Origin of the sequence: Pseudomonas sp. BP6 (genome assembly GCF_017875935.1) — a bacterium.
Lineage (GTDB): Bacteria > Pseudomonadota > Gammaproteobacteria > Pseudomonadales > Pseudomonadaceae > Aquipseudomonas > Aquipseudomonas putida_Y.
Map to the genome: position 1 here is coordinate 5,505,884 of NZ_JAGINI010000001.1, position 15,035 is coordinate 5,520,918.

A 15,035-nucleotide genomic window follows, 5' to 3' on the forward strand; every position below is an offset into this window, starting at 1 on the left:
GCCTATGGCGAAGGGGCCCCCCTAACAATCAGACGGAGGGTGACGCGTTGTGTAGGGTATTTCCGGCGTTTGGGTAGAGCAGGCTAGTCATTGCAGCCTGCTCAGGACTGATGTAAATCGCTTCAACTTATTGGCTGTGACTCAATCCCATCCAGCAATGCCTCAACCAAACCTTCTGCCATTTCGAGTGCGTTCAGGTTGCTCCAGAACAGGCTCTTGCCTGTGTCATCCAGATGCTCCAAGGCTTTGTAGCCACAGTCGTAGGCACCGCGCAGGTATTGGGCGACATGCACCAGGGCATCGTGGGCGGAAACGCCGGGGTTTACGGTGAACAATGGGGGATGGCCGGCATCGCAGCGGCTGAAAGAGCGTTGTGTGGTGTTGGGGAGGGGTGGATCGGGGACGATTCTTTTCATGGCAATTCCTTCTCCAGGATTGAACTGCAACCACCCGTTTCCACGCAGAAGGCGGCAGTTGTGCGCGGGGTGGAAAACCGGTGAGAAGGCAAGCCGGTAGGCCAAACGGCCTCACGCGCACAACTGCCATAACGGCAGCCCTTCATCACATCCGGGTTTCCACACCCGATCGCTGAACCGACAGCGACCCGGTCAGCCTAGAGAGCAGGCCTTCCCCGGACAATCAGATGGGCGTCGACACGATGCGTAGGATAATTCCTTGGGATTGGCGTGAACGTAGGAAATGGTTCGCGGGGAAGTAGGACCCAGCTGAGAATTAGACGATTTTGTGATGGCTTTTGTGTGTTCGCGTCATGGCGGCGAGGTGATCGTCAGGAAATTGCAGGATGGCTTCCAGGTGCCTGGCGATAGTTTTTGGGCGCCCATGAGATCGAGCGCCGCCCGCGCGGCGCTTCGCGGGTAAACCCGCTCCTACGTTTGTTTCTGGCCAGTCCCTCCTGTGCCAGGCGCGCGCGACCGCCTTGTTTGTACGACGCGATATCGAGGCGTGCGCCAGGGGGCTCGCGTGCGCGTCCCACAGGAATAACTGGCCCGAAACAGACGTAGGAGCGGGTTTACCCGCGAAGCGCCGCGCGGGCGGCGCTCGATCTCACAGGCACTACAACCCTCAAGGCATGCGCCAAAAGGCCTCAATCCGCATCCGATTCAAACAACCGTTCCAGCTCCACCCGCGCCTCCTTGCCCGTCTGCATCACCTTGGCCCGGTCATCACGTACCTGCCCCTGGGCCTCCAGCACCTCTTCGTCATGCTGGGTGAACCGTGCAATGCGGTCCGCCGCCTGTTCATCGCTCAGGCCCAACCCCACCAGTGCCCGGCGGGCCATTTCCAGGCTGGAGTGGTATGTCTCGCGAATCGGTTCGGCGCCCACATCCGCCAGTTTGTGCACGTGCTGGCGGTTACGCGCCCGGGCCAGCACTTTCAGGTGCGGGTACAGGCGTTTTACCCGTTCAGCGCTACGAATGGCGGCTTCCGGGTCATCGATGGTGATGATGAAGTACTCCGCCTCACCCACCTTGGCCGCATGCAGTACCTCGGGGCGCAGCGGGTTACCGTAGAACACCGGCACCTGCTCGAATATACGGGTCATCTCGATGGCATCCACCGAGGTTTCCAGGGCAACGAACGGGATCTTCTGTGCCCGCAGGATACGCGCGACGATCTGGCCCATACGGCCCATGCCGGCGATTACCACCCGCGGTGTGCCGGCGTCGATGGCCTTGTAATGTTCGGGCACTTCACGCACTGGCTGCGCACGTTTGAGGGCGTGGGCGCAGCCAATCATGAGCAGTGGGGTGATGGCCATCGACAGGGTAATGGTCATCAGCAGCAGGTCGTAGGTCTGGGTATCGAACAGGCCCTGGTCCTTGCCCAGCTTGAACACCACGAAGGCGAACTCGCCGCCGGCGGCCAGCACCATGCCCAGTTGCAGCGCGCTGGCGCCGCTCAGGCCGCCGGCCAGGCGACCGGTGCCGACCAGCAGCACCAGCTTCACGGCCACCAGCAACAGGGTCAGGCCCAGCACCACCAGCGGCATCTCCAGCAGCAGGTGCAGGTTTGCACCCATCCCGACACTGATGAAGAACAGCCCCAGCAGCAGGCCCTTGAAGGGTTCGATCTGTGATTCCAGCTCGTGGCGGTATTCCGAGTCTGCCAGCAGCAGGCCGGCGAGGAAGGCGCCCAGGGCCATGGAAATACCGGCTTGTTCCATGAGCCAGGCGGTGCCGATCACCACCAGCAGTGCGGTGGCAGTGGACACTTCCGGCAGGCCGGTGCGAGCCACGGTGCGGAACAGCGGGCGCAACAGGTAGCGGCCGCCGATGATGACCACGGCGATGCTGGCGAATACCTTCAGCCCATTCTCCAGGCTGTCGCCACTGCTGGTGTCCGGGCCAGTGGCGGCCAGCAGTGGTACCAAGGCGATCAGCGGGATCGCGGCGATGTCCTGGAACAACAGGATGGCGAACGCCAGACGGCCGTGCGGGGCATTGAGCTGTTTGTTCTCTGCCAGGCTCTGCAGGCCAAGGGCGGTTGACGAAAGCGCCAGGCCCAGACCGAGCACGATGGCCGCGGGCAGCGTCTGGCTGAAGCCGAACAGGGCGATGGCGCCGATAGCTGCGCCGGTCAGCAGCACTTGGGCAGTGCCAACACCGAACACCGACTTGCGCATCAGCCACAAGCGTTTGGGCGACAGCTCCAGGCCGATGATGAACAGCAGCAAGACCACGCCCAGTTCGGAAATGTGCGCCACCCTTTCTGTGTCGTGGACCAGGCCAAGTGCTTGCGGGCCGATGACCACACCGGCGAGCAGGTAGCCGAGCATGGCACCCAGTTGCAAGCGCTTGGCCAGGGGGACGGCGAGGACGGCGGCAAGCAGGAAGATCACTGCAGTTTGCAGAAGGCTGCCTTCGTGTGGCATTGGCTCTTACTCCATGAGCTGCCGGGGCAGCGTTATTACAGGTTGGCCGACGATTCTGGAGGCTGGGCTGGCATTAGACAATCTGATGTCGGGAAGAAACATTGTCCTGAAAAAAGAGACGGTGGCTGCGGTCAGTTGTGGGAGTGGCCCGCGCTCATCCCCCACCAAACTGTGCCCGATACTGCGCCGGCGTCATGCCAATCCGCTCACAGAATACCTTGCGCAAATGCCGGTCGCTGCCAAACCCGCACTGCGCTGCCACAACCTTTAACGGCAGGTCGCTGCCTTCGAGCAGCTTGCGCGCGCTGTCGATGCGCGCATTCTGCAGGTACTGCAGCGGCGTCATTCCCACCTCGCGCAGAAACGTTCGGGCAAAGTTGCGCCCGCTCATGGCCACCAGTTCGGCCATTTTCTGCACGGTGAATGCCTGCTCGATGTGGTCGACTATATAGGCTTGCACCCGGGCAATCGGCGAGTCATCGCGTGGTACCGCAGCCAGCAATGGCCCGTAGGGTGTCTGCCCACCCTGACGGTGGCGGGCTACCAGCAGTACCTTGGCTACTTCCAGGGCCAGCGCCTTGCCATGGTCCTCGGCGACCACCGCCAGTGCCAGGTCGATCCCTGCAGTGATACCGCCCGAGGTGATCAGGCAGCGGTCCATCACGTAAATCTGCTCGGTCTCCACCTTGGCTTCGGGAAACGCCTGTGCCAGGCGCTCCACGTAGTTCCAGTGGGTGGTGCAGCGATAGCCATTCAGTAACCCGGCCCGCCCCAGCAGGAACACCCCGGTGCAGATGGCACCGAAGCGCTTTGCCTGGCGCACGGCCTTGGGTAGCCAGCGCTCGATCCCTGGCAATGCGACGGCATAAGCCCCTGGGCCGCCGGGCACCAGCAACAGGTCGACGGCTTCCGGCAAGTCTTCCAGGCGCCGGTCTGCCACTACCTTCAGGCCGCATGAGCCGCGTACCACCGCTTGTCCCTCGGCCAAGGTCAGCAGCCGATATTGCCGTTCTGCTGGCAAGAACCGGTTGGCGATGGCGAATGCATCCATGGGGCCGGTGACATCCAGCAGTAGCACATCGTTGAACAGCACCATGGCCACGGTGCGGTGTGCGGGTTTTTCCTGCATACCTCTTTCGCCTTGAATGCCGGCCGCGGGTAGCGGCCAGAAGCTGAATACGAAACGCATCTTAAGGTATCGGCAAAACGCTCAGGGCCAGCAGCGCACAATTAACAATAATTCAGGTTTGGCTCAGGACTTCGTCATGTGCCGGGGGCGAGACTTTCTGCATTGAACAGGAGAGTCGCCATGTACCCTGGGACGCCCGAAGCGCCGCTGCAAACCCCCGGCGCACTCACGCCCGCGCGGCTGCGCCGGGCCAAGGAGCTGATGTTGCACAGCCCGTTGTCGATCATTGAGATCGCCGCGGTATGCAACCTTACCCGCAGCCATTTTTCCCGCGCGTTCAAAGTCAACACTGGCCTTTCGCCGCAGGCCTGGCGCCTGCTGGCGCGCATGGAAAAGGCCAAGCGCTTGCTCGCCACCGAGGCGCCTATCACCCATGTGAGCCTGGAGTGCGGCTTTTGTGACCAGGCCCATTTCACCCGCGCGTTCAGCCGCCTGGTCGGCCAGCCACCCAAGGCCTGGCGGCAGGCGCAGGTACTTTCTTAAGCCGAAGCTATCCACCGGTATAACCCCCTGCGGACAGTGCCGGCCCGTTATCCCAACCCAAGGAGTCACCCCCATGAGCCAACCCGATTACAAGCGCCTGAACAAAGACGACGCCGTGGTGCTGCTGGTCGACCACCAGACTGGCCTGATCTCGCTGGTGCAGGATTTTTCGCCCAACGAATTCAAGAACAACGTGCTGGCCTTGGGCGACCTCGCCAAATTCTTTGGCCTGCCGACCATCCTCACCACCAGCTTCGAGCAAGGCCCGAATGGCCCGTTGGTGCCCGAGCTGAAAGAAATGTTTCCGGATGCGCCGTACATTGCCCGTCCGGGCCAGATCAACGCCTGGGACAACGAAGATTTCGTCAAGGCAATCAAGGCCACGGGCCGCAAGCAACTGATCATCGCTGGTGTGGTGACCGATGTGTGCGTGGCTTTCCCGACCCTGTCGGCGCTGGCGGAAGGCTTTGAAGTGTTCGTGGTGACCGATGCCTCGGGCACCTTCAACGAAACCGTGCAGCAAGCGGCTTGGGTGCGCATGACCCAGGCGGGTGCGCAGATGATGAACTGGTTCTCGGTGGCCTGCGAACTGCACCGCGACTGGCGCAACGACATCGAAGGGCTGGGCAACCTGCTGTCGCAGCGTATTCCCAACTACCGCAACCTGATGAACAGCTACGCGGCGCTCGCCTCGCGATGATGTAAACCTGTACCGGCCTCTTCGCGGGTAAACCCGCTCCTACAGCCGCGCCGACCGTAGGAGCGGGTTTACCCGCGAAGAGGCCGGCACAGGCTATGCGTAATTCAAAGGCAGACTGACACGAATCCGGCATCCACCCAACTGCGACACCAGCGCCTGCAGCTGTCCGCCGTGGGCCTGGGCGACCGAACTGCAGATCGCCAAGCCCATCCCCATGCCACCGGTCTTGGTGGTATGAAACGCATCGAATATACGTTCCCGCTCGTCCGCCACGATCCCCGGCCCGTTGTCGTCCACGCAGATTTCCACCCCATCCTCGACCACCGCCGATCCAATCTTCAGCACCCCGTCACTGCGATACCCCGCCAATGCTTCCAAGGCATTGGTAATCAGGTTGAACACCAGTTGCTGCAACTGCACCGGGTCGGCTGTCACGCATACCCCGGCTTGTAACCGCGTCTGCACATCCACCTTGCCCCTGGCGGCGTCGGCCGAGGTCAGGCGCACCACCTCGCGGATCAATTCGTCCAGCTTCACCGCCTTGAGTTGCATCGGTGACTGCTTGGCCAGGGACCGCAGCGCCCGCACGATGTTGCCGGCCCGTTCGCTGTCGTTGCGGATATCTTCCAGGCCGGCAATCGCTTCTTCCAGGTCGGGGTTGGCGCGCTTCAGCCAGCGCAGGCTGGCCGCGGCATTGGAAGCGATGCCCAGTAGCGGCTGGCTGATCTCGTGAGCGATGGACGCTGACAGCTCATTCATCGCCTGCAAGTGCGCACTGCGTGCCAGTTCCGCACGCGAGCGGCGCAACTCAGCCTCCATCTGTGCGCGGATCTGGTTTTCCTCGGCCAGACGCGTGTAGAACTTGGCCGTTTGTAGCGATACCGCCGCCTGCGAGGCGAGGATCTCCAGCATGGCCAGGCGCTGACTGCCGAACAGGTTCGGCACAAGGCGGCTTTCCAGGTACACCAGGCCGATCAGCACGCCCTGGATCACCAGCGGCAGGCACAACACCGAGCGGGCGTTGCGTGCCTGCAATTGTTGGCGGAAGGCCTCTGGGCACTCATCAAGGGCATCGTTGAGCACCAGCGGTTTGCGGGTGCGCATGGTGGCGTTGATGACTGACAGCGGCGCCTGGGTCATGAACTTCTGGCAGTTGTCCATGCTCACGTGCAACCCGGCATCGTCGATGTGGGCCAGGGCAGCCATCTGGAATTCGGCCCCGCTTACAATCAGCAACACGCCATGATCGGCACCGGAGTGCTGGGTCAGATGGCCCATCAGGGTTTCGATCAGGCCTTCGAGCAGTACTTCCTCGGACAGCGCCCGCGCAGCTTCGATACCGGCTTCGAGGTCCAGCCTGGCCTGGTGGGTGGCACGATAAGTTTCCTGAACCGGCTGGGTGCGCAGAAACGGATGCAACGTCTCTAGCTGGTGCACCTTGCCGGTCGCGCCCCAGATATGGAAGCAGTCGCGGGCGATACGCAGGTGCAGGTTGGCGCCGGAGATCAGGCCGTTGGGGATGCACACCTCGGCCAGCTGTTCATGGGCCAGTGCCTGCTCGTGGATGAAACCGGCAGCAGTGGCGGCGATCTGCGCCTGGTCGAAGCAGCGGATCGCGGCCAGGCCGTCGCCATCGAGCTTGGCGATCACGCCCTCGATCAGCAACTGCTTGCTGCGGAAGGTGGCCGGGTTGAAGCCGGCCCAGCGGCTGAAGCGCTCGCGCAGGGCCTGTAGCTCGCGCAGCTTGTCGGCAAGGCTGCCGTGGGCTTCGGGGCTGCCCAGGGCCAGGCCGCGGAACAGGTGATAGTCGGCCAGGTTGATGTGCGCCGGTGCCGCCCAGCTGTTGTCACCAGCCAATGCCAGGTCGCGCATGGCCTTCGGGATATTGCCCATGTAAAAGGCGCACATGGCGGCGAACAGGTGCTGGAAGAACCGCGTGGTGGCCGACCTCGAGGGTGCGGCCGGGGCTGGGCTGGGCAGGCCGCTCAGGTTGGCGACGAACGCTTGCTGGGCCTGCAGGATCAGCTCGATATCGCGGTAGCCGTGGTGACGCACAGTGGCCAGGCCTTGCGCCACTTCCTCGACCACGTCCGGCAGGTAGCGGCCCATGAACAGCGAGTCTGAAACCAGGTGGTTGCAGGCATAGCAGCTCATCGCCAGGTCACCGCTCAGGCGCGCCGAGTCGACCGCGTCCAGCGCGGTGCGTCGGGCGAATTCCATGGGTGAGGTCCAGGCGCTGACCTGGTCCAGAGCCAGCAGCGCACTGGTCAGATCAGCGTCGAAACCGTGCCGTTCGATCAGCTTGAGCGCGGCCAGGCAACAGGCATGGCCATCATGGTAAGCGCCAAAACGCTCGGCAATCATCACCCCGTACCAGGCCATGCCGTAGGTGCTGCCAGGCGCAACACCGTGCAGTAGCGACATCTCCATGAGCTTGGCCAGGTGCAGGAAGCAGATGTCGTCCTTCACGAAGAACGATGATGAAAGAGTGGCCAACAAGCTGATGGCAACCATCACCTCCTCCGAATCGGTGCGCGGCAGCGACTCCAGGCAATGCCGTCCTTTCTGTTCGACCAGCGCCTGGACATGGGCATGACTGGCCTCGACCTCTTGCCAGTCGATGCCCCGTACCGGGCTTATACCCAGCAAGTCCAGGCCGCTCAGGGCGCTGTCGATGGCTGCCTGATAGTCACCGCGCAAGGTATACAGCAATGCCTGCAGCCGGCACGCTCGTGCCTGGTCCAACACCGAGCGGGCACGCTGTCGGCATTCAGTGAGGCGTGCCTCGGCCGCGACCGTTCGTGACAGTTGCATGTCGCACTCCGTCGCCATGCAGGCGATGGCAAAGCCATGCGTGGCGCGGCTTTCCAGTGTGGCGCTGTGGTGCAACAACTGCTCGGCGGTGTGCAGGTAGCCTGCGGTCTGTTCGAAGGCGCCGGCGTCGCGTGCGCGTGATGCGGCATCTCGTAAAAGCTGCAGGAACGCTTCGCAATCATCCGCTGCAAACCCGCGGGGGGTGGCACGTTGCAGCTGGCTGGCGAGCTCGAACAGCCCCTCCTGCATGTGGTCTGGCCAAGCCTGGCGCATGGCCAGGGCGATGCGTGCATGCAGCGAGGCGCGCTCGTGTACGGGCGTGAGTGCATAAGCAGCCTCCATCACCCGGTCATGAGTGAAGCCCAAGCCGTTCTGGCCCGGTTGCAGGAAACCGGCGCCAATCAAGGCTTTCAACGGTTCGTCTGGCGGTTGGGCAAGCACTTGCCGAAGCAGGCGTTCATCGCAGTGGCTGCCCGCCGCGCTGACGACTCGCAAAAGCTCGCCTTGCGATGCCGCCAGGCGCCCCAGGCGGTGGACCATCAGGTCGGCGACATTGTCGGAATAGCAGTGCCGGGCCACGGCCTGCAGGCACCATGACCAGCGCATGGCCTGGGTGTCGAAGATGAACAGCTGGTCCTCGACCATGGCCCTGAGGATCTGGTTGATGAAAAACGGGTTGCCCGCCGTCTTGCCGTGCACCAGTTCGGCCAGCTGAAATGCGTCTTCGGGGGCAACATGGAAGCGCTCGCCAATCAGCTCGGCCACCGCCCCAACGGCCAGCGGCCGCAGGTTCAGCGTGGTGCAGCGCACCGCTGCGGGTATGGCCAGCTGTGCGCTGGTGGTGGGCGTATCGTTGCACCGGGTGAAAATCAGCAGCAGGTTGGCCGGTGCGTCAGCCAGCAGTTGGGCCAGCAGTTGCCGGGTGGCGTCGTCGGCCCATTGCAGGTCGTCGAAGAACAGCACCAGCGGTTGGCCCAGCCGGCTGAAAACCTGCAGGAACTCAATGATCGCGTGCAGTTCCTTGTGCAACGCAAGGCGCGTGGGCTTGGTGGGTAACTGTGGCAGGGGGCCGAGAATCAGTTGCAGGTCCGGGGCCAGCTTGCCGAGCAGACGGCCATGACCTTTGATGCGGCGCAGGATCTCGCGGCGCAGGGTGTCGAGGTCCTGACTGTTCTTGGCCAGCAACTGGGTAGTCAGAGCTCCGAGCACTTCGATCCAGGGCGTGTAGGGCACGGCTTGTGCCTGGCTGTTGCACTTGCCGACGGCCCAGTAACCTTCAGCGTTGGCCTTGAGCGCTGCTTCGACCAGGCTCGACTTGCCCATGCCAGTAGCGCCGTTGATGACCAGGGCTTGTGGTTTGCTGTCGCGATGCAAGGCCTTGAGCAGCAGGGTGATAGCCTTTTGCTCGGCGCCGCGGCCATACAGGCGTGCGTGGCCGGGTGCTACCGGGTCGGCGCAGCCTGGGGTGAAGGGTGCCATGGTTTTGTGGGCGACCCACTGCCGCTGGCAGTGAGCCAAATCCACTGCAAGGGCGCGCACGCTCTGGTAGCGGGCGTCCGGCTCTTTGGCCAAGGCCTTTGCCAGGATCAGGCTGAGGGGCGGCGGTACGCTGCTGCGCACTTCGCATGCCGGCCGCGGCTGCACGCCGGCATGCAGCTGTCGCCAGTGCTGGGTGTCGCGCCCGGCGAGCGGCAGCTCGCCTACCAATAGCTGGTAGAGGATCGCCCCCAGGGCATAGATGTCACTGCGTCGGTCGCAGCTGCTACCGTGCGGGCAAATCTGCTCCGGCGCCAGGTAGGCCCAGTTGCCGAGCGGGGATCCCTGTTCGCTGAACTGCTCTGCCGGGTCGGCGTGAAAGAAGCCCAGGCGCACCTGCTGATGGGCGTGCAGGCACACATGCTCCGGCTGCAGTGTACCGTGCAGCACATTGCGTTCATGCGCTTGCGCCAACGCAAGGGCGGCGTTAACCGCGATGTCGAGAAACGGCTCCAGCGGCGCAGGGCCTTCAGTGATCAGGTCGGCGACTGAGCGCCCGGCCGGGTACACCAGCAATGGGCCTTCGGCCGAGCGCACGAACGCCGAGGGGATCACCGCCCACTGCGGGTCCAGTTGCAGGCGGTAGTCACGTTCCAGGCGCTGACAGGCGGAAGGGGCCTCAAGCGGGGCGCGCACGGCGATCCAGGCCTGGAGTGTGGCCGGGTCACGCAGGCGGAAGTAGCTGAGCTCACCTTCCTTGCCCAGTGCGCTGATCTCGCATCGGTTCAGCCAGCCCTCGTCGATTGACTGGTCGTAATCGATGGGCCTGTGGGCAAGGCGTTCATCGAGCATAAAGCACCCCCGCTAGCGACATCCTGAGGCGCGAGTATACGCAGCGGGCCCAGCATGGATGCGGGTTACAGCCTGCTTGGCAGGAACGGGCACGCTGTTGTCCGTTATCGTCCCCTGAGGGCTGGCGGACTTTTGTATAGTCCTCAGGCCAACCTATCCCTCGGGATAATTGTCTGAATGCGTATGCTGGCTTAGGCTGCCCATGCAGCGAAAACGCCCGTGCCCGCGCGAGGAAGCCATGATCCGAATAGGCAATGCCCTGGTGTCGCTGGAGCGGCGCGAAGTCTTTGTCGACGGCAAGCCGATCCTGTTGGGTGGGCGTGCTTTCGAAGTACTGGCCACGCTGATCAGGGCCAAGGGCCGCGTGGTCGGCAAGGACGAGCTGTTCAGTCAGGTGTGGGCTGGCACGGTGGTCGAGGACAATAACTTGCAGGTCCAGGTGTCCTTGCTGCGCAAGGCCTTTGGCGACCGCGGCCTGATCCAGACCGTGCCGCGCCGGGGCTACCGTCTGGCCGCGCCGATCAGCCTCGAGGTGCCGGGTCAGGCACTGTGTGGGTCGTTGCTGCACACCATGGCCGAGACTGTCGAGCCGCCCGATGAGCGCGTGAATGTGCCGGTGCTGGTGGTGGATGACGACCCGTCGGTGCGCACCGCTTTGGGCCGGCTGTTGCGCTCGCAGGACATCCCGCATCACTTGTTTGCCAGTGCCGAGGCGCTGTTCGAGGCCCGCCTGGAAACCCCCTGTGCCTGCCTGCTGCTGGACATGCACTTGCCTGGCACAAGCGGCCTGGAGGTACAGGATGCGCTGTGCCGGCTGGCGCTGCCCTGGCCGATCGTGTTCATGACCGGCTTCGGCACCATCCCGATGACCGTTCAGGCCATGCGCGCCGGGGCGGTGGAGTTTCTGACCAAGCCATTCGATGAAGACCAGTTGCTGACCCTGTTGCAGACAGTGCGCGCCCGTGCCGTGGCCGAAGGCCGCAAGTGGCTCCATGCGCGGCAGGTCGAGGAAAAGTACCAGCGCCTGACTCAGCGTGAGCGCCAGGTCTTCTCGCTGGTGGTCGGCGGCTTGTCGCACAAGCAGATCGCCAGGCAGATCGGCACCAGCGAGGTGACGACCAAGGTGCACAAGAAGAACATCATGAACAAGATGCAGTCCCGCTCGCTGCTGGAGCTTGCGGCCATGCACAACCTTCTCGGCGCGCGGTCTGAGAGCCTGGGCAGCGCATGAGCAGAGTGGTGTGCATCGTCGACGACGATGCCTCGGTGCGAAAAAGCCTGGCCAACCTGCTGCGCTCGGCGGGGTTCGAGACCTTGTCGTTTTCCACCGCGGACGCGTTCCTGGCCTCGCCACTGGCGGGCGAGGCGGGCTGTGTGTTGCTTGACCTGAAGATGCCGGGGATGAGCGGGCTGGAGGTACAGCGTGAGCTGGCACAGCGGGGGTGGCGCTTGCCGGTGATCTGCATGTCGGCACATTGGGACGATGGCTCGGTACGGGCAGCGATGGGCCTTGGGGCACTGGCCTGCCTGGGCAAGCCGTTTTCTGAAGAGGTGCTGCTGAAGGTGGTTGAAGAGGCTTTGGCCGGCGGTCAGTGAGGTATGGCTGTGCCGGCCTCTTCGCGGGTGAACCCGCTCCTACGGGGGGCGTCACAACCCTGGCAATCTAACTGCTCCCCGGCCGGTACTGCAGGGCCTCGGCCAGGTGCGCCCGGCCTATCGTCTCGCATCCCTCCAGGTCCGCCAGTGTCCGCGCCACCTTCAACAACCGGTGCGCCGCCCGAAGCGATAAGGTCAGCCGCTCGCAGGCCCCTTCCAGCCAGACCTGATCCGCCGCTACCAACCCACAGTGATGCCTTAAACCTTCAAGGTCTAGAAATGCATTCGCACACCCTTGTCGCCTGTGCTGCAGCTCCCGCGCTTCAGCTACCCTGACGGCGACATCGGCACTGGTTTCACCACAAGGCTGGTTGTTCAACGTAGTGCTTTCGCGAGCCACGGTCAGGTGCAGGTCGATGCGGTCCAGCAGTGGCCCGGAAAGTTTGTTGCGATAGCGCGCGATCTGCTCGGTGCTGCAGCGGCAGCGGCCAGTGGGGTCGCCCAGGTAGCCGCACGGCTACAGATTACAAGCTTGGCGTGGACATTTGGCCAATTCCCCTCAATCCGGGGCTTGGCTACCATCCAGATCTGTCCATATGTAGATTCCTTCAACCGTGGACATTCGCAGCAAAAATGTCCACGGTAGAATTCCTCAGGATTTGTCCCGAGTAGAGAGCGCGATTACATTCGATGGCGGAGCTGCGGCACGTAGCCTACGATTTTCGAGTGTCAGTTCAAAAATCTTAGAGTCCGCTTCGACCAGTAGGGCCAACGCTGTATCGCGTTGTTCCTGGAGCGCTTTTATCTGATCCCTGAGTGACCTGTTCTTTTCTTTTTGCGCGCCAAGCATCTGATTTTTACTAGGTGCAGGTTCAGCCGCAGAGTGATCTATCCAAAGCTGAATTTCGGCAACTAAGGTTGGAAACCTCGCTTTTTTTAGCGCGGATGGGTCTAATCCGGCTTCTCTAGCAACATTATTTTGGGTAACCTTGCTTCCTTTGGGAAGTTTGATGGGATTATTGTTTTTTAGACGTTCAAAAGAATCGCGAAATGCTTTTTCCGCGCGTCCATAGGGCTTAGTGGCTAGGCTAGGTGATGGCATGCAATACATTATCCAAGGCTGTGATCTGATATTCTAGGGCGGTTCTGAGGGGGGAACCATCGGTTGAGGATCTTAATCTCTGCTCAGTCTCATTTTTTAATATGAGTAACTTCTTGACGCTGCTACGGTCGTACAATGCGTGTTCGCAAGCAGGACTGCCGTCGCCTCCTGCGCAGTGGACAATGCAGTCGATGCCGCCATATGAGCACGGGGCCGGGTTAGCACAGCCACCCAAAATTGTAGCCCTGTAGGGAAGATTTCCCTGCTTCGCTGCCCTCACCAATTCAGTATGATCTTTCACTGCGATTAAATTGAATAGTTGCTTTTTCCGCTTCTCGCCATGCGGACTAACAAAACGCTCCGATCGTAACGATGAGATTTCTCGTGCCGCATTAACATACATTTCACGAATGTACTCTGACCGAGCTTCTCCATTCAACTTAAATGATGCGCTGTAGTAACCGCTAGCATAGTATCTCGTCATTGTCCTAGATACATGTTTCAACTGATACTGAAGTGATGCGTCGGTAACTAATCCTGATGCCAGCATGTTTACTGCACCTGTTCGTCGAAGTTGGTGCCAAGCCAGGGGCCAGGGTTCGCCTATACGGAAGGTTTCGGGGTTTATATCAGGTGTAATTCTGCGGGCGACCTCAAAATCATCAGGTGTGATTTCCAATTCCTTTGGGTTGAAGAGCTTTTTCATCTTACCTACTGCGGTACTATAATTCTTTGGCGCAGGTCTGATCTTGGTTGGTTGTGATATGTTTCGAGATTGCTTTCTCCATGGCTCATAGGGCCTTAAAATAAGATATGGGTTGGTAACATCCTCCTCGGTTAGGCTTACATCAGGGTTAGCCTTCGCGGCAATTGTTTTAAGATGCGCCACTATTGTCATCGCTTCAACCGCAACTGCTACAGATGGCGAGGTGATCCAGCGGGCGTCATCGTCTTGTAGGGTCTTAGTAGTTTCGCCCTTTATAATATAGATTTTCTCATTCGTGCTAGGGTCGGTCTCGGACGAGAAGCAGTCCGTGCGGAGCGAATGGGTTTCATCTATTCGCATCATAGTAAAATTGACTATGTATGCTGTGCCGACCGTAGTTATAAATGCAAAATATTGTGAGAAAACGCCGATTCCCTGTTTATGGCCAATCCATTCGTCAAGAAGATCATAGATGCCAAATTTCTTGGCCACGTCTGTGAATATCATGTACTCTTGAGAGTTGGCAGGTGTATTAACCGGTCGGTACTTTCTGGTGAGGGGTGCATCTTTTTCTATAGGCGGGTTCTGACAAGCTTTAGCCAATGAACCCGAAGCGGCACTGTAGAGCTCCAAGCAGTAATTGTAACAAGCAGTGATCGCCTCTTTGTGTCGTAGAAATTCATCAAGAGCGAGACGTAGTCTCATTACCTGATATGTCCATATTCGAGGGGGTATGTAGCTTGTTTGTGTTTTCTTATGTTTGGTGAAGCACTCAGCAAGTCTTCGGATTTCATTCGCGCTTAGGATGTGAAATCCTAGTAGGTCTCTCTTTTCCCATAAGTCGTGCAGTATATTTATCACAGATCCCGCAGCGGAGGAGCTGATTATATTTGGCAGCTTCTCTAGCAAGATAGGGAATCGCGCAAGGTCCGATATCAGTATTTTATTCGAAGTGCAAAAGGTAAAAATAGAAACCATTTGCTCAAATCTAGTTATCAAAGTCCTGGACGACTGTATTGAGCCGCTTGTATATAACCAACTGGCTACGATTAATCTGAAGATGTTAGCGTTATCTTTGCTAATCGGTGCGGTATTTTTCCTATTCTTACCATCGCGAAAGTTTAATCTGCGAACCTGGCCGCGCCACGGCGTCAGATCCCATACACTGTCCCCGTATCTGGCCGTGACGACGCCATTGGCATCGATTACAATAGGAAAATCCTC

The 15,035-nt window shown here is 60.7% G+C and carries 10 protein-coding genes and 1 pseudogene; 4 read left to right on the forward strand and 7 right to left on the reverse strand.

Translation table 11 applies throughout. The annotated features are described in order from the left end of the window. Positions 1–122: 122 nt before the first annotated feature. The 3 genes from J3A98_RS25010 to J3A98_RS25020 all read right to left on the reverse strand — a co-directional run bounded on the left by J3A98_RS25010 (position 123) and on the right by J3A98_RS25020 (position 4,022). A complete protein-coding gene (locus tag J3A98_RS25010) occupies positions 123–416 on the reverse strand; it encodes a hypothetical protein (RefSeq protein ID WP_209969199.1) in 294 nt (97 codons plus the stop codon). Positions 417–1,105: 689 nt separating this feature from the next. Then, positions 1,106–2,893, reverse strand: coding sequence for a monovalent cation:proton antiporter-2 (CPA2) family protein (locus J3A98_RS25015; protein WP_209969202.1), 1,788 nt, complete (start codon positions 2,891–2,893; stop codon positions 1,106–1,108). A 154-nt stretch (positions 2,894–3,047) separates the two neighbouring features. Further along, complete coding sequence (locus J3A98_RS25020) at positions 3,048–4,022, reverse strand: GlxA family transcriptional regulator (RefSeq protein WP_176682851.1); 975 nt, start codon at positions 4,020–4,022, stop codon at positions 3,048–3,050. A gap of 180 nt (positions 4,023–4,202) precedes the next feature. Here J3A98_RS25020 and J3A98_RS25025 point away from each other — a divergent pair, with 180 nt between their 5' ends. Together J3A98_RS25025 and ycaC are read left to right on the forward strand one after the other, a co-directional pair. Further along, on the forward strand, positions 4,203–4,565 hold the full coding sequence (locus J3A98_RS25025) for an AraC family transcriptional regulator (protein ID WP_012054076.1): 363 nt from the start codon (positions 4,203–4,205) through the stop codon (positions 4,563–4,565). Positions 4,566–4,638: 73 nt separating this feature from the next. Next, the gene (gene ycaC, locus J3A98_RS25030; protein ID WP_003253573.1) at positions 4,639–5,265 is read left to right on the forward strand and encodes an isochorismate family cysteine hydrolase YcaC; all 627 of its coding nucleotides are present in this window, start codon (positions 4,639–4,641) and stop codon (positions 5,263–5,265) included. 93 nt (positions 5,266–5,358) lie between these two features. Here the strand turns inward: ycaC and J3A98_RS25035 are convergent, their stop codons facing one another. Further along, positions 5,359–10,407 carry an ATP-binding sensor histidine kinase gene (locus J3A98_RS25035; RefSeq protein ID WP_209969206.1) on the reverse strand — a complete coding sequence of 1,683 codons (5,049 nt, stop codon included), beginning with the start codon at positions 10,405–10,407 and terminating at the stop codon, positions 5,359–5,361. Positions 10,408–10,645: 238 nt separating this feature from the next. Between J3A98_RS25035 and J3A98_RS25040 the strand changes: the two genes are divergently transcribed. Continuing rightward, on the forward strand, positions 10,646–11,638 hold the full coding sequence (locus J3A98_RS25040) for a response regulator (protein ID WP_209969952.1): 993 nt from the start codon (positions 10,646–10,648) through the stop codon (positions 11,636–11,638). Continuing rightward, positions 11,635–12,003, forward strand: coding sequence for a response regulator (locus tag J3A98_RS25045; protein WP_209969210.1), 369 nt, complete (start codon positions 11,635–11,637; stop codon positions 12,001–12,003). The genes J3A98_RS25040 and J3A98_RS25045 overlap by 4 nt, the downstream gene beginning before the upstream one ends. Positions 12,004–12,070: 67 nt before the next feature. Here J3A98_RS25045 and J3A98_RS25050 read toward each other — a convergent pair. The 3 genes and pseudogenes from J3A98_RS25050 to J3A98_RS25060 form a co-directional block, all read right to left on the reverse strand. After that, positions 12,071–12,520, reverse strand: a pseudogene (locus J3A98_RS25050) (ATP-binding protein); the annotation flags it as partial. Between the two features lie 135 nt (positions 12,521–12,655). Next, the gene (locus J3A98_RS25055; protein WP_173881303.1) at positions 12,656–13,105 is read right to left on the reverse strand and encodes a hypothetical protein; all 450 of its coding nucleotides are present in this window, start codon (positions 13,103–13,105) and stop codon (positions 12,656–12,658) included. Continuing rightward, positions 13,092–14,516: a site-specific integrase gene (locus J3A98_RS25060; protein WP_173881302.1), complete on the reverse strand. Its 1,425-nt coding sequence runs from the start codon at positions 14,514–14,516 to the stop codon at positions 13,092–13,094. The genes J3A98_RS25055 and J3A98_RS25060 overlap by 14 nt, the downstream gene beginning before the upstream one ends. Positions 14,517–15,035 lie beyond the last annotated feature (519 nt).

Bases quoted from the DNA above. Each gene is read 5' to 3' on its own strand.
- J3A98_RS25010 (WP_209969199.1), bottom strand. From the start codon at position 416: ATGAAAAGAATCGTCCCCGATCCACCCCTCCCCAACACCACACAACGC.
- J3A98_RS25015 (WP_209969202.1), bottom strand. From the start codon at position 2,893: ATGCCACACGAAGGCAGCCTTCTGCAAACTGCAGTGATCTTCCTGCTT.
- J3A98_RS25020 (WP_176682851.1), bottom strand. From the start codon at position 4,022: ATGCAGGAAAAACCCGCACACCGCACCGTGGCCATGGTGCTGTTCAAC.
- J3A98_RS25025 (WP_012054076.1), top strand. From the start codon at position 4,203: ATGTACCCTGGGACGCCCGAAGCGCCGCTGCAAACCCCCGGCGCACTC.
- ycaC (WP_003253573.1), top strand. From the start codon at position 4,639: ATGAGCCAACCCGATTACAAGCGCCTGAACAAAGACGACGCCGTGGTG.
- J3A98_RS25035 (WP_209969206.1), bottom strand. From the start codon at position 10,407: ATGCTCGATGAACGCCTTGCCCACAGGCCCATCGATTACGACCAGTCA.
- J3A98_RS25040 (WP_209969952.1), top strand. From the start codon at position 10,646: ATGATCCGAATAGGCAATGCCCTGGTGTCGCTGGAGCGGCGCGAAGTC.
- J3A98_RS25045 (WP_209969210.1), top strand. From the start codon at position 11,635: ATGAGCAGAGTGGTGTGCATCGTCGACGACGATGCCTCGGTGCGAAAA.
- J3A98_RS25055 (WP_173881303.1), bottom strand. From the start codon at position 13,105: ATGCCATCACCTAGCCTAGCCACTAAGCCCTATGGACGCGCGGAAAAA.
- J3A98_RS25060 (WP_173881302.1), bottom strand. From the start codon at position 14,516: ATGAGACTACGTCTCGCTCTTGATGAATTTCTACGACACAAAGAGGCG.